Consider the following 18,005-nt stretch of genomic DNA (forward strand, 5'->3'; position numbering starts at 1 on the left):
CCGAACGCTCAGAGCGGTAACCGACCAGGCGTGACTCACGCCGTACGCACAGCGACGCGGGGCAGTTCCGGGCCGGCCGGCCGGGGGCTGCCCCGTAGCGCTGTCCGCGGTGCGTCACGCCTCCGCGGGCCCTCGGATGTCCAAGGTTCACTTACCATCCCAGGTAGTATGATAAGTGGGGCCTTCATCAGCCGCGCGGTCGACCACATCGACGGCAGAGTGTTGCGTGTACCGGTCCCGACGGGGACCGCCGCTTCCGCATCCATGGATCCGACGGTTCCGGCCGGCCGGAACCCCACCGGGGCCCGATCCGCCCGCCGCTTTGACCATCGCACGCCTGTCCGCCCCCTGCCCGTCCTGCTGAGCGCTCCCCAGTACGCTGTGTGCTCCCCAGTACGCACAGTCCGAGAAAGAGTCTGTATGCCCCGGCTGAGTGTCATCATCCCCGTCCGCCGCGCCCGTGGAAGCCTGCGCGAGTGCCTGGAGTCGGTGCTCTCGCAGTCCTTCACGGACATCGAGGTGATCGGTGTGGATGACGGCGCCCCGGACGGATCGGGACTGGTCCTGGACGAGTTCGCCGCACGAGACAGCCGGGTGCAGGCCGTTCATCTGCCGCAGGGCGCGGGGGCACACGGCCGGCGCAACGCCGGGGCCGAGCGGGCCACCGGTGACTACCTCCTCTTCCTCGAGGGCTACTACGTCTACCTGCCCGGCGCGCTGCAGGCCGTCGCCGACCGGCTGGACTCCACCGACGGCCCCGACGTGCTGCTCTTCGGCCACCGCAAGCGCCCGTTCCGCGGCAAGACCCGTGCGACCCGGTCGATGACGCTGCTGAGCGGCATGCCCGCGGGCCCGCTCACCCTCGCCGCCCGCCCCGACCTCCTCGACCTCGCCCCGGTCTCCTGGAACCGGGCCGTCCGCCGCACCCTCGCCGAGAGCGAGAGCCTGAGCTTCGGCCCCGGCCCGCACGGTGAGCGGATGTACGCACTCGAGACCCTCGCCGTCGCCGGTTCGATCGCCACACTGGACACGGCCTGCGTCGAGCACCGCCAGCAGCGCTACCTGCCCGGCCTCGTCGACGACGTGGAGCCGTCGGCCGGCTCGACACCGCTCGAGCTCGTCGACGCGTACGCCGGCCTGATGACCTTCGTCGAGGCGCGCCCCGCCCTGAGCGGCGTGCGCGGACTGCTCTTCGACCGCGCCGTCCAGGAGCTCCTGTCCGCCTACCCGTCGGTCACGAAGCGGCGCCGGCAGTACGTCGGCGCGGTCGGCGCGTTCCACAACGCCCACCGCCCCGACGGATTCAAGTTCCCGGGCGGCACGAAGGGTCTGCGCCCGCAGCTGATGGGCGGCGGCCGGTACGCCGCGCTCGGCGCCCTGGACACCGCGCTCGCCACCCGCCGGGGACTGCGCACCGCGCCCACCACGGCGCGGGCGAAGGCGAAGAAGTCGTTCACCGCGCGCTACTACAAGGCGCAGCGCAAGCTTCCGCTCGACCCCAAGCTCGCCGTCTACGCGGCCTACTGGAACCGCGGCGTGAGCTGCAACCCCGAGGCGATCTACCGCAAGGCCCAGGAGCTGGCCCCCGATGTGCACGGGGTCTGGGTGGTCTCGAAGAACCAGGTGGACTCGCTGCCGAAGGGCATCGACTACGTGGTGCCCGGCACCCGCCGCTACTGGGCGACGCTGGCCCGCGCCACGTACTTCTTCAACAACGTCAACTTCCCCGACCACCTGGTCAAGCGCCCCGGCCAGATCCACGTCATGACCCATCACGGCACGCCGCTGAAGATCATGGGCATGGACCAGCAGAACTACCCGGCGGCGGCCCAGGGCCTCAACTTCGACCGGCTGCTCAAGCGCGTCGACCGGTGGGACTGGAGCGTCTCCGCGAACCCGCACTCCACCGAGGTGTGGTCGCGCGCCTACCCCAGCGCGGCTCTTTCGCTGGAGACGGGCTACCCCCGCAACGACGTCTTCACGACGGCGACGCAGGAGCAGATCCAGAAGATCCGCGAGGGCCTCGGCATCCGCCCCGGCCAGCGCGCCCTGCTGTACGCGCCCACCCACCGCGACTACGAGGCCGGCTTCACCAGCCGCCTTGACCTGGAGCGGTTCTGCGAGGCCGTCGGCCCGGACACCGTGGTCATGGTGCGCGCGCACTACTTCTACGGGGGCGCCGGACTGCCCGAGAGCGCGTCGATCATCGACGTCAGTGACCACCCGCGCATCGAGGACCTGTGCCTGGCGGCGGACGCCCTGGTCACGGACTACTCGTCGGTGATGTTCGACTACGCCCATCTCAACCGCCCGATCGTGGTGCACGCCCCGGACTGGGAGACGTACCGCACGGTCCGCGGTGTCGTCTTCGACCTGCTGTCCGGCAAGCCCGGCGAGACCCCGGGTGCCGTCGCGACGACCACGGACGAGCTGGCGCGGGTCTTCACCGACGGCAGCTGGGACAGCGACGAGAACGAGGCGCTGCTGAAGGCCTTCCGCGCCCGCTTCTGCCCGTACGACGACGGCCGCGCCGCCGAGCGTGTGGTGCGCCGGGTCCTGCTGGGCGAGGAGCCCGCCGAGCCCGCAGCCGTCTGACCGGACCGCATGCCGAAGGGCCCGTCACCGGAACGTTCCGGTGACGGGCCCTTCGGCGTGCGGTTCAGCGTTGCTGGCCCGCCATGACCGTGACCAGGCCGACGACCACGAGCAGCGAGCCGCCCCAGGTCCACATCGACGTCCGCTCGTGCAGGACGGTCGCCCCGGCCAGCACGATCAGCAGATAGCCGAGCGCGTTGAAGGGGTACGCGACGGAGAGCGGCACCTTGGCCAGGGTCGTCATCCAGGCGAGCGCGGACACGGCGAAGACCACCAGCCCGAACACGACCCAGGGACTCCCGACGGCGCGCAGCGCGACGGAGCCGCCGTCGCGGCCGGCGGCGGCCGCGGCGCCCTTCATCCCGTGCTTGAGCATGATCTGGCCACCCGCCGACGAGAACACGGCGAACAGCAGCAGCAGCACACTGGGGAGGGTCAAGGCCTTGCTCCTGACTGGGGTGACCCGGGCCTCGGACGCCGGGGCGGGGGCGGGCTCGGGGATGGTCGCCTCAGACGCCGACCCGGTCGGCAGGGACGTACTGTCGGTTGAGGATGTCCTGTACATCGACGTGCTCTCCAGCGATGATCGTCTCGGCCGCATGCGGGGTGAGCAGTGCGACGTGCTGATATCCGAACAGCGTCGGCCGGACCCGGGTCAGCAGCCTCGACATTCCGCCGAGTACCGCGGCGAGCGGGCCGCGGCCGAGCAGCGACCAGAACGGCGCCCCGGTCGAGGCGATGTCCAGGACGTCGTAACCGGCGGCGCGCACGGTGCGGCGCAGGCTGGCCCGGGTGAAGAAGCGCAGATGCGTTTCGTCGAGGATGCCGCGCCGGTCGTAGTCGAAGGCCCCGATCGCCACGCGCAGCCGTGAGTACCAGTGGCTGAAGTTCGGCACGGACAGGAGCACCTGACCGCCCGGCCGCAGCACGGTGGCGACCTCGGCGAGCACCCCTTCGGGACGGGAGAGGTGCTCGATGACGTCCCCGGCCACGACGTAGTCGAAGTCGACGCCGATTCCGGCGGGCAGCCCCTCCTCCAGGTTGGCGAGGTGGAAGTGGCTGCACTTCTCGCGGACGCCCGGCACCTCGACGAAGTCCACACCGGTCACTTCGTGGCCGAGGGATTCGAGGCGCTGGGCGAACAGTCCGCCGGAACAGCCGAGGTCCAGCACCCGGCCGGGCGGCAGCTTCCGCATCTTCTCCAGGATGACGGCGTGCGAGGATCCGTCGCCCTCCTTGAAGGCGTACTCGACGGGCTTGGGGATCCACGCACAGGTGCCGAACCCCTTGACGGCCAGGCGGTATTCGAGGACGTCCTTGACGACGTCCTTCGCATACTTCATCCCGTTGACGTAGCAGATCTCGTCGCCGTAGTACGTGGGTACGGGGATCTCCTTGATCCGCATTCCCGCGTTCAGCAGCTGGACGATGATCTGGGTGTCGAAGTCGAAGGCGTCGGTATTCCGGTCGATCGGCAGCTTCTTCAGCGCCTCGACGCTGTAGGCACGGTAGCCGGAATGGAATTCGGTGAGGTTCGAGCCGAGCAGGCCGTTCTCCAGCCGGGTGAGAATGCGGTTGCCCAGCCATTTGTACATGGGCATTCCGCCCTTGAGGGCGCTGCCGGATTTCATCATCCGCGATCCGAACACGGCCTCGCATTCGCCGCGTTCGATCGGGGCGACCATCTCGGGGAGCAGTTCGGGGGCGTACTGTCCGTCGCCGTGCAGCAGCACGATGATGTCGAGTCCGTGCGCTGCCGCCAGCGCGTATCCGGCCTTCTGGTTTCCGCCGTAGCCGAGGTTCTTGGTGTGCCGCATCACCACGGTCCGTGGCATTCCCTCGGCCTGCGACCAGCGGCAGCCGGCGGTGAAGGTCGCGTCATGACTCGCGTCGTCGAGAATGAGAATCTCATCGATCCGGGACCGGAAGTCCTCCGGAATCCGGTCGAGGGTCTTCTCCAGCGTTGTCTCCGCGTTGTACGCGACCACCAGGATGCCGATCCTGGGGCTCGGGCTTTCCTTCACGGGGCGTTCTCCAGTTGCGCTCGGTACTCGGTGCTGGGGTAGGGGACGGGTCGGTGGCAGGTGCTGTACCGGTTTCCGCGGTCAGTTGGCGGTGGAACCGGAGGGCTGTGACGTACGGGGAGCGGAGAGGGGTGCCCGCTCGGTGCGGGTGCCCGGTGGCGCGTCCGGGGGCGTGGCGAGGATCCGGCGGACACCGGTGACGAGGCCGGCCGCCAGGACCAGCCAGCCGGCCGTGCCCCACAGCAGAACCGGTTCGCTCCAGCGCACGGCGGAGGCCCCGCTGTAGCCGAGCACGGCCGTCACTCCGAGGACACAGCTGAACGCGAGCCCTTCGGGGAGCCCGAGGACGAACATGCCGGCGGCCGCCCAGGTCAGGTACTGCAGACCGGACGCGGTGGACAGGAGCAGCAGCAGGCCCAGCGTGGCGGCGACGACACCGGGGAGCTGCGCGGGCCGCAGCCATGCGAGCCGGGCCCCGGCGGCCACGCAGACCAGCACGAAGAGGAAGTGGCCGCCGCCCTGCATGAAGGTGATGAAGGACTCCGGCAGTGAGAGGACGTCCGCGAACCGCACCAGCCCCCAGAGGCGGTAACTGCCGCCCGCGTACTCCAGGACGTTCTCCACGAGCTGCCGCCCCACGGTCACCAGGGGCGGTCCCCACACGAGCGCGGACACGGCCGCGAACGCGGCGCCGAAGCGGACGACCGCGGGCCGGCCGCCGCGCAGCGCGGCGATGAACAGGGCCGGGATCACCACGACCGGAATGAACTTGACGCTGATCGAGAGCGCCGCGGCCACCCCCGCCGCCAGGGGCGACTTCCGGTCGGCCAGCAGATGGGCCGCGGCCAGGGCGAACACGACGGCGACCGCGTCGGTGTTGCCGTGGTAACCGGAGGTGGCGATCAGTACCGGGCTGGCGGCCACTCCGACGCCGCAGAGCACCGCCGTGCGCAGGGTGGCGCGGCGGCGGACGATCTCGAACACGAGGAGCGCGCAGAAGAAGTCGGCGATCGAGGCAGGCGCTCTGATCAGCGTGGAGAACGACATCCCGAGTTCGGTGAGGCCGTTCAGACCGAGGAGCATCCAGCCGGCCAGCGGCGGGTGGTTGTAGACGGGCTGACCGGGAAGCGGGTGCGCATAGATTCCGACGGGTCCGTGGACGGTGATGGCCTTGGCGAATGCCTCGAAGATGCGCACATCGGCCGGGCCCGGCACATTCGCCGCGATGACCATGCGTGTGATGAGGCCGGCGGTCGCGGCGACGAGCACGGCAGCTCTCGCCCGCCGCACGTTGCCGCTTTCGCACCACATTCGGATACCCATGAAAACAGAACGTAGCAACCAGTTGACGCTATGCGACGCACCGATGAACACACTTATGCGGCTCGTCGGTCGAATGCCCTGCGCATTCGCACAGACGCCGCATTTCCCGAATCACTCGAACGGTTCAGGAAGTTCGCACAGTCCGTACATCAATTCGCGTACACCGCCGCGTCGTCCCCGCCTCGTCCCCTGGCTCCTCACACACCGGTGCCCGGCCGGTACGGCTGCCGGCCGGGCACTGTCGCCCTCCGGGGGCGGTGTCTGCGCTGGGGTGGGGCTACAGCATCCGGTCGACCACCCGGGCGGTGGCCCTGCCGTCGTCGAGGTCGCAGAAGTCCCGCCGGAATGCCTCGTACGCCTCCGCGTGTCCCGCGATGGCCGCCGCCGGGTCGCGCAGCGCCTCGATGAGGTCGTCGGAGCCCGGGATCAGGGGACCGGGTGCCCGCGACTCGAAGTCGAAGCTGAACCCGCGCAGCGTGTCGCGGTAGTGCTCCAGGTCGTACGTGTGGAACAGCATCGGGCGGCCGGTCTGGGCGAAGTCGAACATCAGCGAGGAGTAGTCGGTGACCAGCGCGTCGCTGATGAGCATCAGCTCACCGACGTCCGGGTAGCGCGACACGTCGCGGACGAAGCCGGTACCGCTGTCCGGGAGCCGGTCGGTGACCATGTAGTGACGGCGCACCAGCAGGACGGTGTCCGCGCCCAGTTCGCGCTCGGCCGCGGCCAGATCGAGCTGGAGGCCCAGGGAGTAGCGCCCGCCGCCCAGCCGCTGGTCCTCGCGCCAGGTCGGCGCGTACAGGACGACCTTCTTGCCCTGCGGGATGCCGAGCCTCTCCCGTACCGCGTCGGCGACCTTCGCGCGGTCCGCGGCGTGGAAGAGGTCGTTACGGGGATAGCCGCACTCCAGTACCTCGCCCTCGAAGCCGAACGAGCGGCGCAGGACGGGGGTGGAGTACGTGTTCGGGGAGACCAGGAAGGACCACTGCCGCGCGCGCTCCTTGAGCGTGGCGATGTAGGCGGCGTTCGCCTGGACGGTGCCCGCGAGTTCGAGGCCGATGCGCTTGAGCGGGGTGCCGTGCCAGGTCTGGACGACGGTCTGGTCCTCGCGCCGCTGGAACCACTCCGGCAGCTGCGTGTTGGTGACGATGTGCCGGCTGCGGGCCAGCGCCTCGTGCCAGGCGACGGAGCCGTGCTCCACGGCCTTGGCGCCCGCCGGGACGATGGCCTGCTGGTCGCGGACGACCCACAGGTGCTCCAGGCCGGCGTCCCTGCGCACCAGTTCCTCGTAGACCGCGCGCGGCGAGTCGGAGAACTGACGGCCGTCGAAGCTGCTGTAGAGGGCGGCCTCGCGCAGCGGGGCGGTGCGCTGTGCGGCGTAGGAGTCGCTCAGCAGCTTCTTGGCCCGCAGGCCGCGCTCCGAAGCGGAGAGCACCGGGGCGGAGACCACCAGGAGCTGGTCCCCGAAGCGCCGCTCGATGGTGTAGTCGCGGCCGGAGAGCTTGCGGGTGGCGGGCAGGGTACGGAAGGCGGAGGCGGGGATGCGCAGCGCGATGTCGCCGCTCTCGTCGCTCGCGCCCTTCTCGCGGAGGAAGAAGTACCAGTTGCCCTCGCCCAGGGGCAGCGCGCCGCCCGGGCCCTCGACGGCGTCCGGGCGCAGTTCGACGCGGAAGCGCCGTGCGTCCTCGGGTCCGGTGAACTCGACCGGGAAGGTCGCTTCCTCGCGGTGGCCGCTGTTCTGGGCCACCAGCTCGACGGGGTGCTCCCGGTCCTCGGGGAACGTCCCCTCCAGGAACAGCTGCCCGTCCTCGGTCCAGCTGGCCAGCTCGACGGAGGGCTGCACCGTGCGGTCGCTGATCAGCAGGTTCCCGCGGGAGCTCGTGACGAAGGCGAGCTCGCGGCGTGCGCCGTCCTCGCCGTCGGCGAGCGGGTAGCGGCCGGGGAGCACGGGGCCGGGAACGTCGAGCGATGCCTTGAGGCCCTTCGGGCCGGTCAGGTGGACGCTGTACGCGATGCTCTTCGGCGCGCCGTCCGCCGTGGGCCGGGCCTCCTGAACCGCGTCGAGGGGAAGCTCGGCGGTGAAGCGGCGCCAGCCCGCGGCCGAGGGCTCGGTGCCCTCGCTCGCCGTGGCCGGGACCTCGTAGGTGGTGGAGGTGGCCGTGTGGGTGAGGCGCAGCATCAGGGCGCCCTTGACCAGGCGGTCGCGGACCATGCCGGAGACCACGACGGTGCCGGCGCTGTCGCCCGCGCCATGGGTCTCCAGCCGGGCGTCGATCCGCTCGGAGTGCAGCACCAGCTTGTCGGCCTCGAAGGCGGGCACGATCCGGTGATCCCCATCGGGCCGGTACACGGGCGGCGCGACGGAGGCCTCACGGACGGAGGGGAAGGCGCGGCGCAGCAGACCGTTCCTGGCGATGCCCACTTCCAGCTGCCAGGTGAGCTGCTTGGGGCTGCCGTCGGCCGGGACGCGGAGCTTGGACGCGTCGACGACCGTCTCGAAGCCGGCCCGGTGGTAGTCGTGCAGGCTCTGGCGGGAGCGTGCGGTGGCCTCGGGCTCGTCGACCCTGCGCAGCCGCAGCGGCACCACGTTGCGCCGGCCGGCGCGCAGCCAGCCGATCCGGAATTCGCCGGCGCCCGAGGCGACGGGCAGGTTGCGGACGTAGGCGTACCCCTTGAGGTGCAGCTTGCCGTCGCGCCACTGGGCGTCCCGCAGCCGGGCGGCGAGCGGCAGGTCGCGGTCGGCCACGCGCAGCACCTGGCTCGGCACGGGCTGCTTGAGCACCGGGTAGCTGGCCTGGCGGCGGCGCACACCGCGCACCCCGAACGCTCCCGGCTCGCGCTTGTCGAAGGCGAGGAGGGCCAGCAGCTCCTCCATGCGCCGCTCACGCACGAGGTGCCACATCAGGCGCAGCCGCAGCGGAAGTCCGTCGAGGACCGACTGGTCGACCTGGCCGAGGAACTCGTTGGTGTACGTCAGGAAGGCGGCGCGGTACTCCTCGTCACCGTCGGGCAGCACCTCCATGAAGTACCAGAGGTCGTTGGCGAGGGCGTGGTCCTCGTAGTGGTTCTTGTCGGCGGCCGTGCGGTTCTCCGCCAGGAAGGTGGAGACGCCCTGCACATGCGCGACCCGGTCGCGGATGCCGCGTACGACGGCCCGGCTGGTGGTGATCGAGCCCGGACGGTCCCGCCAGTGGTAGACGGGGTCCTTCACGATGTCGACGGAGCCGGCCAGGAAGTGGGCGGGCAGCACGACCGGGATGTCCTCGTAGAGCGCGCCGACCGGGAAGGCGAACGCGTGTTCGTCCCAGAAGGAGCGGCGGAAGACCTTGTTGCAGGCGATCCGGTCCCCGAGGAGGTCCAGGTCGCGCGAGACATGGGTGCGCATCCGGGTCGTCGCCATGGGCTTGCGGAACATCGGCGACTGCTGGAGCTTGCCGCCGGCCCGCAGGCGCAGCACGTTGCCGGACGCGAGGTCGGAGCCGGTCTTCTCGAGCGCCCCGACGAGCAGTTCGTAGGCGTTCGGCGGGATGATGTCGTCGCTGTCGACGAAGGCCAGGTAGCGGCTCTCCGGGTCGCAGTTGCGGACACCGGTGTTACGGGCGTGCCCCAGGCCGCCGTTCTTCTGGCTCACCAGCCGGAAGCGGTCGTCCTGCGCGGCGAATTCTGCGGCCAGAGCTGCGCTGTTGTCGGTGGAACCGTCGTCGACCATCACCACCTCGAGGTCGGTCATGGTCTGCTCCGCGAGGGACTTCAGGCAGTCCGTCAGGAAGAGTTCCACGTTGTAGACGGGGACAACGACACTGAGCCGTGGCGGCATGTTGAGCACGTCCGTTCATCGGGGGCCTGGCTATCCGTATGGCTCAACCGTGTGAACGGTCGGGGGTCACCGGTTACGGTCCCGAACGAGTGACTACGCCTGCACCGTGCTCACCCCGCGGGCAGCGCCGCTCCGCTCCGAACGGATCCAGGGGTTCGTCCTCGGCTGTGACGGCAGTGCCTGGGGCTTCGCCCGGACGGTCCGGGAGCACGTGGTGTGCATGCTCCGGGAGGCCCGGTGGGCGGCCCGTTCACCAGACTAGCGGATGGACGGGTGACCCTTACAAGCACGCTCATACACGTGATCGAGGTGTCACCCGGGGCGGGCCTCCTCGAAACCTGCGGGGCTGCCGTGACCAGGGGCGCAGGGGGAGACACCTGGTTCGGGACGCCCGGTTCCCGCCGCTGTCCGCGGCCTGGATCACATGGCCGCGCCCCGGACCGGGTCAGCGGGTGAGCGCGGCCACGGCCGAGTCCGCCAGGTCGTCCAGATAGCCCGGCGGCAGTTCGCCCCGGACGACCGCGAGCCGCCAGTAGAGCGGGCCGACGATCAGGTCGAGGGCGCGGTCGGGATCGCTGCCCCGCGGCAGCTCCCCGCGTGCGACGGCCTCCCGTACGACCACGGCGGCGACGCCCTGCTGCGGGTCGAGCAGAGCGGCCTTGATGGCGTCGGAGATCTCCGGGTTCCGGGCCGCCTCGACCAGCAGGTCCGGGATGACCTGGGAGGCGAGCGGGTGGCGCAGGGCGTACGCCGCCAGCTCGAGTACGGCGCGGACGTCCCCGTGGAGCGAACCGGTGGCCGGGGCGGGCATCCCCTGCACCGCGACGGCCGAGACCAGGTCCAGGACCAGGTGCAGCTTGGACTTCCAGCGGCGGTAGACGGCGGTCTTGCCGACCCCGGCCCGCCGGGCGATGCCCTCGATCGACATCCGGGCGAAGCCGACCGCGGCCAGTTCCGCGAACACCGCGCTGCGGATCGCATCGGTCACGTCCTCGCGCAGCACGGCGGCTCCGGCGGGGACACGGCGGCGGCTTTCCGGATCGGTGGTCATGGCCGAATCATAGTCCGTGACGACGAAACGGTTGCGTTGCGACGTCGCCACGTCCTACCCTCGGCGTTACGACGATACGGTCCCGTTCCGTTGCTCGTGATTGTTTCCCGCCCCCCGACGAAAGCGATCGTGGTGAGCCAGACAACAGCCCCGGCGACCCTGGCGGACACTCCGCCGTCCGCCCTCCCGCCCGTGTACGCGCCGGGCGAGCTCGCCGCCCTCGCCGCCCGGCACGGGCTGACCGTGAGCGGGGCGCGGCCGACCCTGCCGGCGTACATCCGGCAGCTGTGGGGGCGACGCCACTTCATCACGGCGTTCGCCACCGCCAAGCTCACCGCCCAGTACAGCCAGGCGAAACTCGGCCAGGTCTGGCAGATCATGACCCCGCTGCTCAACGCGACGGTCTACTACTTCATCTTCGGCGTCCTGATGAAGACGAAGCACGGCGTCCCGGACTACGTACCGTTCCTGGTCACCGGCGTCTTCATCTGGACCTTCACCAGCTCGTCGATCACCGTGGGCACCCGGGCGATCAGCGGCAACATCGGCCTCGTGCGGGCCCTGCACTTCCCGCGGGCCTCACTGCCGATCGCGCTGGCCCTGCAACAGCTCCAGCAGCTGCTCTTCTCCCTGGGCGCGCTGGTGCTGATCCTGCTGGTCTTCGGCCAGTACCCACAGCCCTCCTGGCTGCTGGCGGTGCCGGCCCTGGCCCTCCAGTCCGTCTTCAACACCGGCATCTCGATGGTGATGGCCCGGCTGGCCGCACGGACCCCCGACATCGCCCAGCTGACGCCGTTCATCCTGCGCACCTGGATGTACGCCTCGGGCGTCATGTGGAGCATGGAGACGATGCTCCAGGGCGACCGGGTCCCCCACTTCGTGAAGCTGGCGCTGGAGATCAATCCGGCCGCCGTCTTCATCGACCTGGTGCGGTTCGCGTTCATCGACAGCTTCGACGGCGGACAGCTGCCCCCGCACGTGTGGGCCATCGCAGCCGGCTGGGCGCTGCTGTGCGGCGTGGGCGGATTCATCTACTTCTGGAAGGCCGAGGAGAGTTACGGACGTGGCTGAGAACACGGATTCCGCGGTGCCGACCGTCGTCGTCGACGACGTCCACATCACGTACAAGGTCAACGGCGCCCGCACCGGCAGGGGCAGCGCCACCTCGGCCCTCAGCCGGATCACCTCGCGCCGGCAGTCCCCCGGGGTACGCGAGGTGCACGCCGTGAAGGGGGTCAGCTTCGCCGCGTACAAGGGAGAGGCGATCGGGCTGATCGGCTCCAACGGCTCGGGGAAGTCGACCCTGCTCAAGGCCATCGCCGGGCTGCTGCCCGCCACGAAGGGCCGCGTCCACACCCAGGGCCAGCCCTCGCTGCTCGGCGTGAACGCGGCCCTGATGAGCGATCTGACCGGCGAGCGCAACGTCGTGCTCGGCGGGCTCGCGATGGGCATGAGCCGTACGGAGATCCGCGAACGCTACGACGGCATCGTCGACTTCTCCGGCATCAACGAGAAGGGCGACTTCATCACCCTGCCGATGCGCACCTACTCCTCCGGCATGGGCGCCCGGCTGCGCTTCTCCATCGCCGCCGCCAAGGACCACGACGTCCTCCTGATCGACGAGGCGCTGTCCACGGGCGACGCCAGGTTCCAGCGGCGCAGCAAGGAACGCATCATCGAACTGCGCAAGCAGGCCGGCACGGTCTTCCTGGTCAGCCACCACAACAAGTCGATCACCGAGACCTGCGACCGTGCGATCTGGCTGGAGGCGGGAACGCTGCGGATGGACGGCCCGGCGAAGGAAGTGGTGGCGGCGTACGAGAAATTCACCGGCAAGAAATAACACCCCGCTGGCCCCCACCCACCACCTCGAAGCCCACACCCGGCACAACCAAGCCCGTCCGGCGCTTGAGGACAAAACCCGAACCCCGGCCGGGGCAGCACCCACACGAGCCCGTCCGGCGCTTGAGGACAAGGCGAAGGCGGCCACCGGTACACACCCGGCAGCCGCCTCGCCCAACCCCTACACGTGCGTACGCAGCAGCGTCCGCATCGTCCGCATCGCCACCGACAGGTTCGCCAGGTCGAACGCGTCCGAGCCCTGGATCTCCTCCAGCGTGGAGCGCGAACGCGTCAGGATCGCCGCGTTCTTCTCCTCCCACGCCTCGAACCGCTCCTGCGGCGTGGACGACCCGTTGCCCGCACTCAGCACGTCACCCGTGAGTGCCGCGTGCGCGGCGTACAGGTCCTCGCGGATGGAGGCGCGGGCCATGGACTGCCAGCGGTCGGCCCGCGGCAGCTCGATGATCCGGTCCATCAGCTGGGTGATGCCCAGCCGGTCCGCGAGGTCGTAGTACACCTCGGCGACGGCCAGCGGGTCCTTCCCCGTACGGTCCGCGATCGCCACGATGTCGAGCGCCGGGAAGGCGGACGAGAACCCGGCGACGCGCTGCGCCAGCTCGTCCGGCACCCCCGCCTCAGTGAGCTCGTCCAGGATGCCCTGGTACCACTCCTGGTCGGCGCCCATCAGCATCTTGGGCAGCTCCGCCCAGACCTGGGCGACCCCGTCCCGGAAGAAGTCGATCGTCCCGGCGATCTCCAGCGGCTGCGGCCGGTTGCCGAGCAGCCAGCGCGAGCCGCGCTCGACGAGCCGGCGCGAGTGCAGCCTGATCCGGGTCTGCACATCGGCGGCGACCTTGTTGTCGAGCGCCTCGACGGCATCCCACACCTTGCCGAGCCCGAAGATCTCGCGGGCCGCGAACTGCGCCCGCACGATCTCCTCGATCGAGGCACCGGTCTCTTCCCGCAGCCGGTGCAGGAAGGTCGAACCACCGGTGTTCACCGTGTCGTTCACCAGGACCGTGGTGATGATCTCGCGCCGCAGCGCGTGCCCGTCGACCGACTCGGGGAACTGCTCGCGCAACTGCCGCGGGAAGTAGGCGTGCAGCAGCTTCTGCAGATGCGCGTCGTCCGGCAGGCTGGTCCCGATCAGCTCCTGCGCCGCCGTGATCTTCGTGTAGGCGAGCAGCACGGCCAGCTCGGGCTGGCTGAGCCCCTTGCCGGCGCTGAGCAGTTCGCGGATCTGCCGGTCGGTGGGCAGAAACTCCAGAGCCCGGTCGAGGTACCCGTCGCGGCCCAGCCGGCGCATGAAGCGCTGCTGGGCGTGGAGCAGGGAGGACGCCTGGGCGACCGAGTTGGCGAGCACGGTGTTCTGCGCGTAGTTGTTGCGCAGTACCAACCGGCCGATCTCGTCGGTCATCTCGGCGAGCAGCTTGTTGCGCTGCTTGACGGTCATGTCGCCGTCCCGGACCAGGCCGTTGAGCAGGATCTTGATGTTCACCTCGTGGTCGGAGGTGTCCACACCGGCGCTGTTGTCGATCGCGTCGGTGTTGATCCGGCCACCGGTGCGGGCGAACTCGATCCGGCCGAGCTGGGTGGCGCCGAGGTTGCCGCCCTCGCCGACGACCTTGGCCCGCAGGTCCTCGCCGTTGACGCGGATCGCGTCGTTGGCCTTGTCGCCGACGTCCGCGTTCGACTCGGCGGAGGACTTGATGTACGTACCGATGCCGCCGTTCCACGCCAGGTCGACGGGGGCCTTGAGGATGGTCTGCATCAGGTCGGCGGGCGTCATCTTGGTGACCCCGGCCTCGATGCCGAGCGCCTCGCGGATGTGCGCGTTGACCGGGATGGACTTGGCGCTGCGCGGGTGGATGCCGCCGCCCGCCGAGATCAGCTCCTTGTTGTAGTCGGCCCAGGAGCTGCGCGGCAGGTCGAAGAGACGGCGCCGCTCGGCGTACGAGGTGGCGGCGTCCGGCTTCGGGTCGATGAAGATGTGCCGGTGGTCGAAGGCCGCGACGAGCCGGATGTGCTCGGAGAGCAGCATCCCGTTGCCGAAGACGTCGCCCGACATGTCGCCGACGCCGACGACGGTGAAGTCCTCGGTCTGGGTGTCGTGGCCCAGCTCACGGAAGTGCCGCTTGACCGATTCCCAGGCGCCGCGGGCGGTGATGCCCATGCCCTTGTGGTCGTACCCCGCCGAACCGCCGGAGGCGAACGCGTCGCCGAGCCAGAAGCCGTAGGCGACGGCGACCTCGTTGGCGATGTCGGAGAACTTCGCGGTGCCCTTGTCGGCGGCGACGACGAGGTAGGTGTCGTCCTCGTCGTGCCGGACGACGTCCTTGGGCGGCACGACCTCGCCGGCCACCATGTTGTCGGTGATGTCGAGCAGCGCCGAGATGAAGGTGCGGTAGGAGGCGATGCCCTCGGCCATCCAGGCGTCACGGTCGACGGCCGGGTCGGGGAGCTGCTTGGCGACGAAGCCGCCCTTGGCGCCGACCGGCACGATGACGGTGTTCTTCACCATCTGCGCCTTGACCAGGCCGAGGATCTCCGTACGGAAGTCCTCGCGCCGGTCGGACCAGCGCAGACCACCGCGGGCGACCTTGCCGAAGCGCAGGTGGACGCCCTCGACCCGGGGCGAGTAGACCCAGATCTCGAACGCCGGGCGGGGCGCCGGGAGGTCCGGGATGGACTGCGGGTCGAACTTCATCGACACGTACGCGTGCGGCTCGCCGCTGTCGGCGCGCTGGAAGAAGTTGGTGCGCAGGGTGGCCTTGATGACGGTGAGGAAGGACCGCAGGATCCGGTCCTCGTCGAGCGAGGCGACCTGGTCCAGGGCCCCGTCGAGCTCTTCGAGGAGCCCGTCGGTCAGCTCCGTGCCGGCGCTCTGGCGGTCCGGCGACATCCGGGCCTCGAAGAGCGAGACCAGCAGCCGGGTGGTGTGGACGTTGTTCTGGAGAGTGCTCTCCATGTAATCCTGGCTGAAGGTCGATCCGGCCTGGCGCAGGTACTTCGCGTAGGCGCGCAGCACCATCGCCTGCCGCCAGTGTAGACCGGCGCTCAGCACCAGCGCGTTGAAGCCGTCGTTCTCCGCCGCACCGGTCCACACGGCCGCGAAGGCCTCCTGGAACCGCTCGCGGGCGTCGTCGGCGAGGTAGCCGCCGTTGCCCGTGGCCTGCGGCATCCGCAGCCCGAAGTCGTAGATCCAGGCGTGCGTGCGGTCCGCGCAGCGCAGCTCGTACGGGCGCTCGTCGACGACCTCGACACCGAGCCGCTGGAGCGCGGGCAGGACGGCGGACAGGGAGACCTGCTCGCCGGTCCGGTAGATCTTGAAGCGGCGCTCGCCGGGGGCGGCGCCGACCGGCTCGTACAGGCTGAGGGCGAAGTCCTTCTCGTCCTGCTTGAGGGCCTCGAGGTGGACCAGGTCGGCCACGGCGGCGCGCGGCGAGTGGTCGGCCTTGTAGCCCTCGGTGAACGAGTGCCCGTACTGGCGCAGGAGTTCGGCGGCACGCTCCTCGCCGCACTCGGCGCCGAGCGCCTCCTGGAAGCCGTCGGCCCAGGAACGGGCGGCCTCGACGAGCCGGGCCTCGATGCGGTCCGCCTCGGCGTCGGTGAGGCTGGGCAGTTCACTGCCGGGGGCGACCCGGACGACGAAGTGCAGCCTGGACAGGATCGACTCGGTGTTCCAGGCGGTGAAGTCGACGCTGGTGCCGTTCAGCTCCTCCTTGAGGATGTCGATCAGCCGCAGGCGCACACCGGTGGTGTAGCGGTCGCGCGGCAGGTAGACGATCGCGGAGTAGTAGCGGCCGTACTCGTCCTGGCGCAGGTAGAGCCGGAGCCGGCGCCGCTCCTGGAGGTAGAGCACCGAGGTGACGATGGAGCGCAGCTGGTCGACGGGCGTCTGGAAGAGCTCGTCGCGGGGGTACGTCTCCAGGATCTGCAGCAGGTCGCGGCCGTCGTGGCTGTTGTACGTGAAGCCCGCGCCCTCCAGCACCTCGGCGACCTTGCGGCGGATGACGGGCACCCGGCGCACGGACTCGGTGTAGGCGGCGGACGAGAACAGTCCGAGGAAGCGGCGCTCACCGACGACGTTGCCGTCGGCGTCGAACTTCTTCACGCCGACGTAGTCGAGGTAGCTGGGGCGGTGCACGGTCGCCCGGCTGTTGGCCTTGGTCAGCACGAGGAGCCGGTGCTCGCGGGCCTTGGCCCGGACGTCGGCGGGCAGCCGGTCGAAGGAGGGGCTGACGGGGTGCGCCTCGTCCTCGCTGTGGTGCGGGTCGGCGCGCAGGATGCCGAGACCGGTGCCGGGCACGGCGGCCAGCGCGTCGCTGTCCTTCAGCTCGTACTCGCGGTAGCCGAGGAAGGTGAAGTGGTCGGCGGCGAGCCAGCGCAGCAGTTCCCGTGCCTCGTTCACCTCGTCGTCGGCCAGGTCGTCGAGCGGCTCGCCGGGCAGGTCGTCGGCGATGCGCAGCGCGGCGTCGCGCATCTTCTCCCAGTCCTCGACGGTCTCCCGTACGTCGGACAGCACCCGCAGCAGGTCGGCCTGGATCTGCTTGAGGTCGGCGCGGTCGGTCTCACGGTCGATCTCGACGTGGATCCAGGACTCGACGAGCGCGTCGTGCGGCAGCTCGGCCTTGGCGTCCTTCGCTCCCTTGGCGTTCTCGCGGCCGGTCCGGGGGCCCTTCGAGAGGCCGGCGCCGTCGGTGAGGACCTCGATCAGCTTGCCGGTCACATCGCGCCGGACGATGACCTGCGGGTGGATCACGACATGGATGCCGCGCCCCTGCCGGGAGAGCTCATTGGTGACGGAGTCGACCAGGAACGGCATGTCGTCGGTGACGACCTCGACGACGGAGTGGCTGGAGGTCCAGCCGTTCTCCTCGACCGTCGGGGTGTGCACCCGGACGTTCGCCGTGCCCTGCGGACGGTCCTGGGCCAGCCGGTAGTGGGAGGACGCGGCGCCGAAGACGTCGACCGGGTCCCGGCCCGCGATGTCCTCCGGAGCCGTGTGGAGGTAGTAGCGCTGGAGATAGGCGAGCAGCACGTCCTGGGCCGGACGCTCCTGCCCGGTCCCGGCGGCCGCAACGTGCACCCGGGAGGTACCGCCCGGGCCGCCGACACCACCGCCCGGGCTGTTGTCAGCTACCTTGGCGGCCCGTGCGAGCAGCTCGGCCTTGGCTTCGTCCAGCTTGGTCTGCATGTCCTCTGGCTCCTGTCGCGCGCCGTTGCGTGACGTAGGTGAAAAGGTCGGCGTACCGCCACGACGCGGGGTGTCCGGTCTCGGTCGACGCTATGCCGCAATGAGAGACGCCCGGGACCTTATTGGCCAATTTTGGCAGTCGGGCCGGGCTGAAGGGAT

9 protein-coding genes are annotated in these 18,005 nt (G+C 70.1%); 3 read left to right on the forward strand and 6 right to left on the reverse strand.

Features of this window, described 5'->3' with window-relative positions; genetic code table 11:
* Positions 1-420: 420 nt before the first annotated feature.
* Positions 421-2,595 (forward strand): CDP-glycerol glycerophosphotransferase family protein, encoded by a 2,175-nt coding sequence (locus OG782_RS13675; protein WP_406450697.1) that lies wholly within the window; start codon positions 421-423, stop codon positions 2,593-2,595.
* Positions 2,596-2,659: 64 nt separating this feature from the next.
* Here the strand turns inward: OG782_RS13675 and OG782_RS13680 are convergent, their stop codons facing one another.
* From OG782_RS13680 to OG782_RS13700, 5 genes are all read right to left on the reverse strand, one after another.
* On the reverse strand, positions 2,660-3,034 hold the full coding sequence (locus OG782_RS13680) for a hypothetical protein (protein ID WP_406450699.1): 375 nt from the start codon (positions 3,032-3,034) through the stop codon (positions 2,660-2,662).
* A 70-nt stretch (positions 3,035-3,104) separates the two neighbouring features.
* Positions 3,105-4,619 (reverse strand): methyltransferase domain-containing protein, encoded by a 1,515-nt coding sequence (locus tag OG782_RS13685; RefSeq protein WP_406450701.1) that lies wholly within the window; start codon positions 4,617-4,619, stop codon positions 3,105-3,107.
* Positions 4,620-4,700: 81 nt separating this feature from the next.
* The gene (locus tag OG782_RS13690) at positions 4,701-5,942 is read right to left on the reverse strand and encodes a glycosyltransferase family 39 protein (RefSeq protein WP_406450703.1); all 1,242 of its coding nucleotides are present in this window, start codon (positions 5,940-5,942) and stop codon (positions 4,701-4,703) included.
* A 277-nt stretch (positions 5,943-6,219) separates the two neighbouring features.
* Positions 6,220-9,765 (reverse strand): CDP-glycerol glycerophosphotransferase family protein, encoded by a 3,546-nt coding sequence (locus tag OG782_RS13695; protein ID WP_406450705.1) that lies wholly within the window; start codon positions 9,763-9,765, stop codon positions 6,220-6,222.
* 436 nt (positions 9,766-10,201) lie between these two features.
* A complete protein-coding gene (locus tag OG782_RS13700; protein ID WP_406450707.1) occupies positions 10,202-10,807 on the reverse strand; it encodes a TetR/AcrR family transcriptional regulator in 606 nt (201 codons plus the stop codon).
* Positions 10,808-10,936: 129 nt separating this feature from the next.
* On the opposite strand from OG782_RS13700, the gene OG782_RS13705 reads away from it, so the two are divergent.
* Positions 10,937-11,878, forward strand: coding sequence for an ABC transporter permease (locus OG782_RS13705; protein WP_406450709.1), 942 nt, complete (start codon positions 10,937-10,939; stop codon positions 11,876-11,878).
* Complete coding sequence (locus OG782_RS13710) at positions 11,871-12,650, forward strand: ABC transporter ATP-binding protein (RefSeq protein WP_406450711.1); 780 nt, start codon at positions 11,871-11,873, stop codon at positions 12,648-12,650. The genes OG782_RS13705 and OG782_RS13710 overlap by 8 nt, the downstream gene beginning before the upstream one ends.
* A 180-nt stretch (positions 12,651-12,830) precedes the next feature.
* Here the strand turns inward: OG782_RS13710 and OG782_RS13715 are convergent, their stop codons facing one another.
* Positions 12,831-17,846: an NAD-glutamate dehydrogenase gene (locus OG782_RS13715; protein ID WP_406450713.1), complete on the reverse strand. Its 5,016-nt coding sequence runs from the start codon at positions 17,844-17,846 to the stop codon at positions 12,831-12,833.
* Positions 17,847-18,005 lie beyond the last annotated feature (159 nt).

Origin of the sequence: Streptomyces sp. NBC_00876, assembly GCF_045207435.1 — a bacterium.
GTDB lineage: Bacteria > Actinomycetota > Actinomycetes > Streptomycetales > Streptomycetaceae > Streptomyces.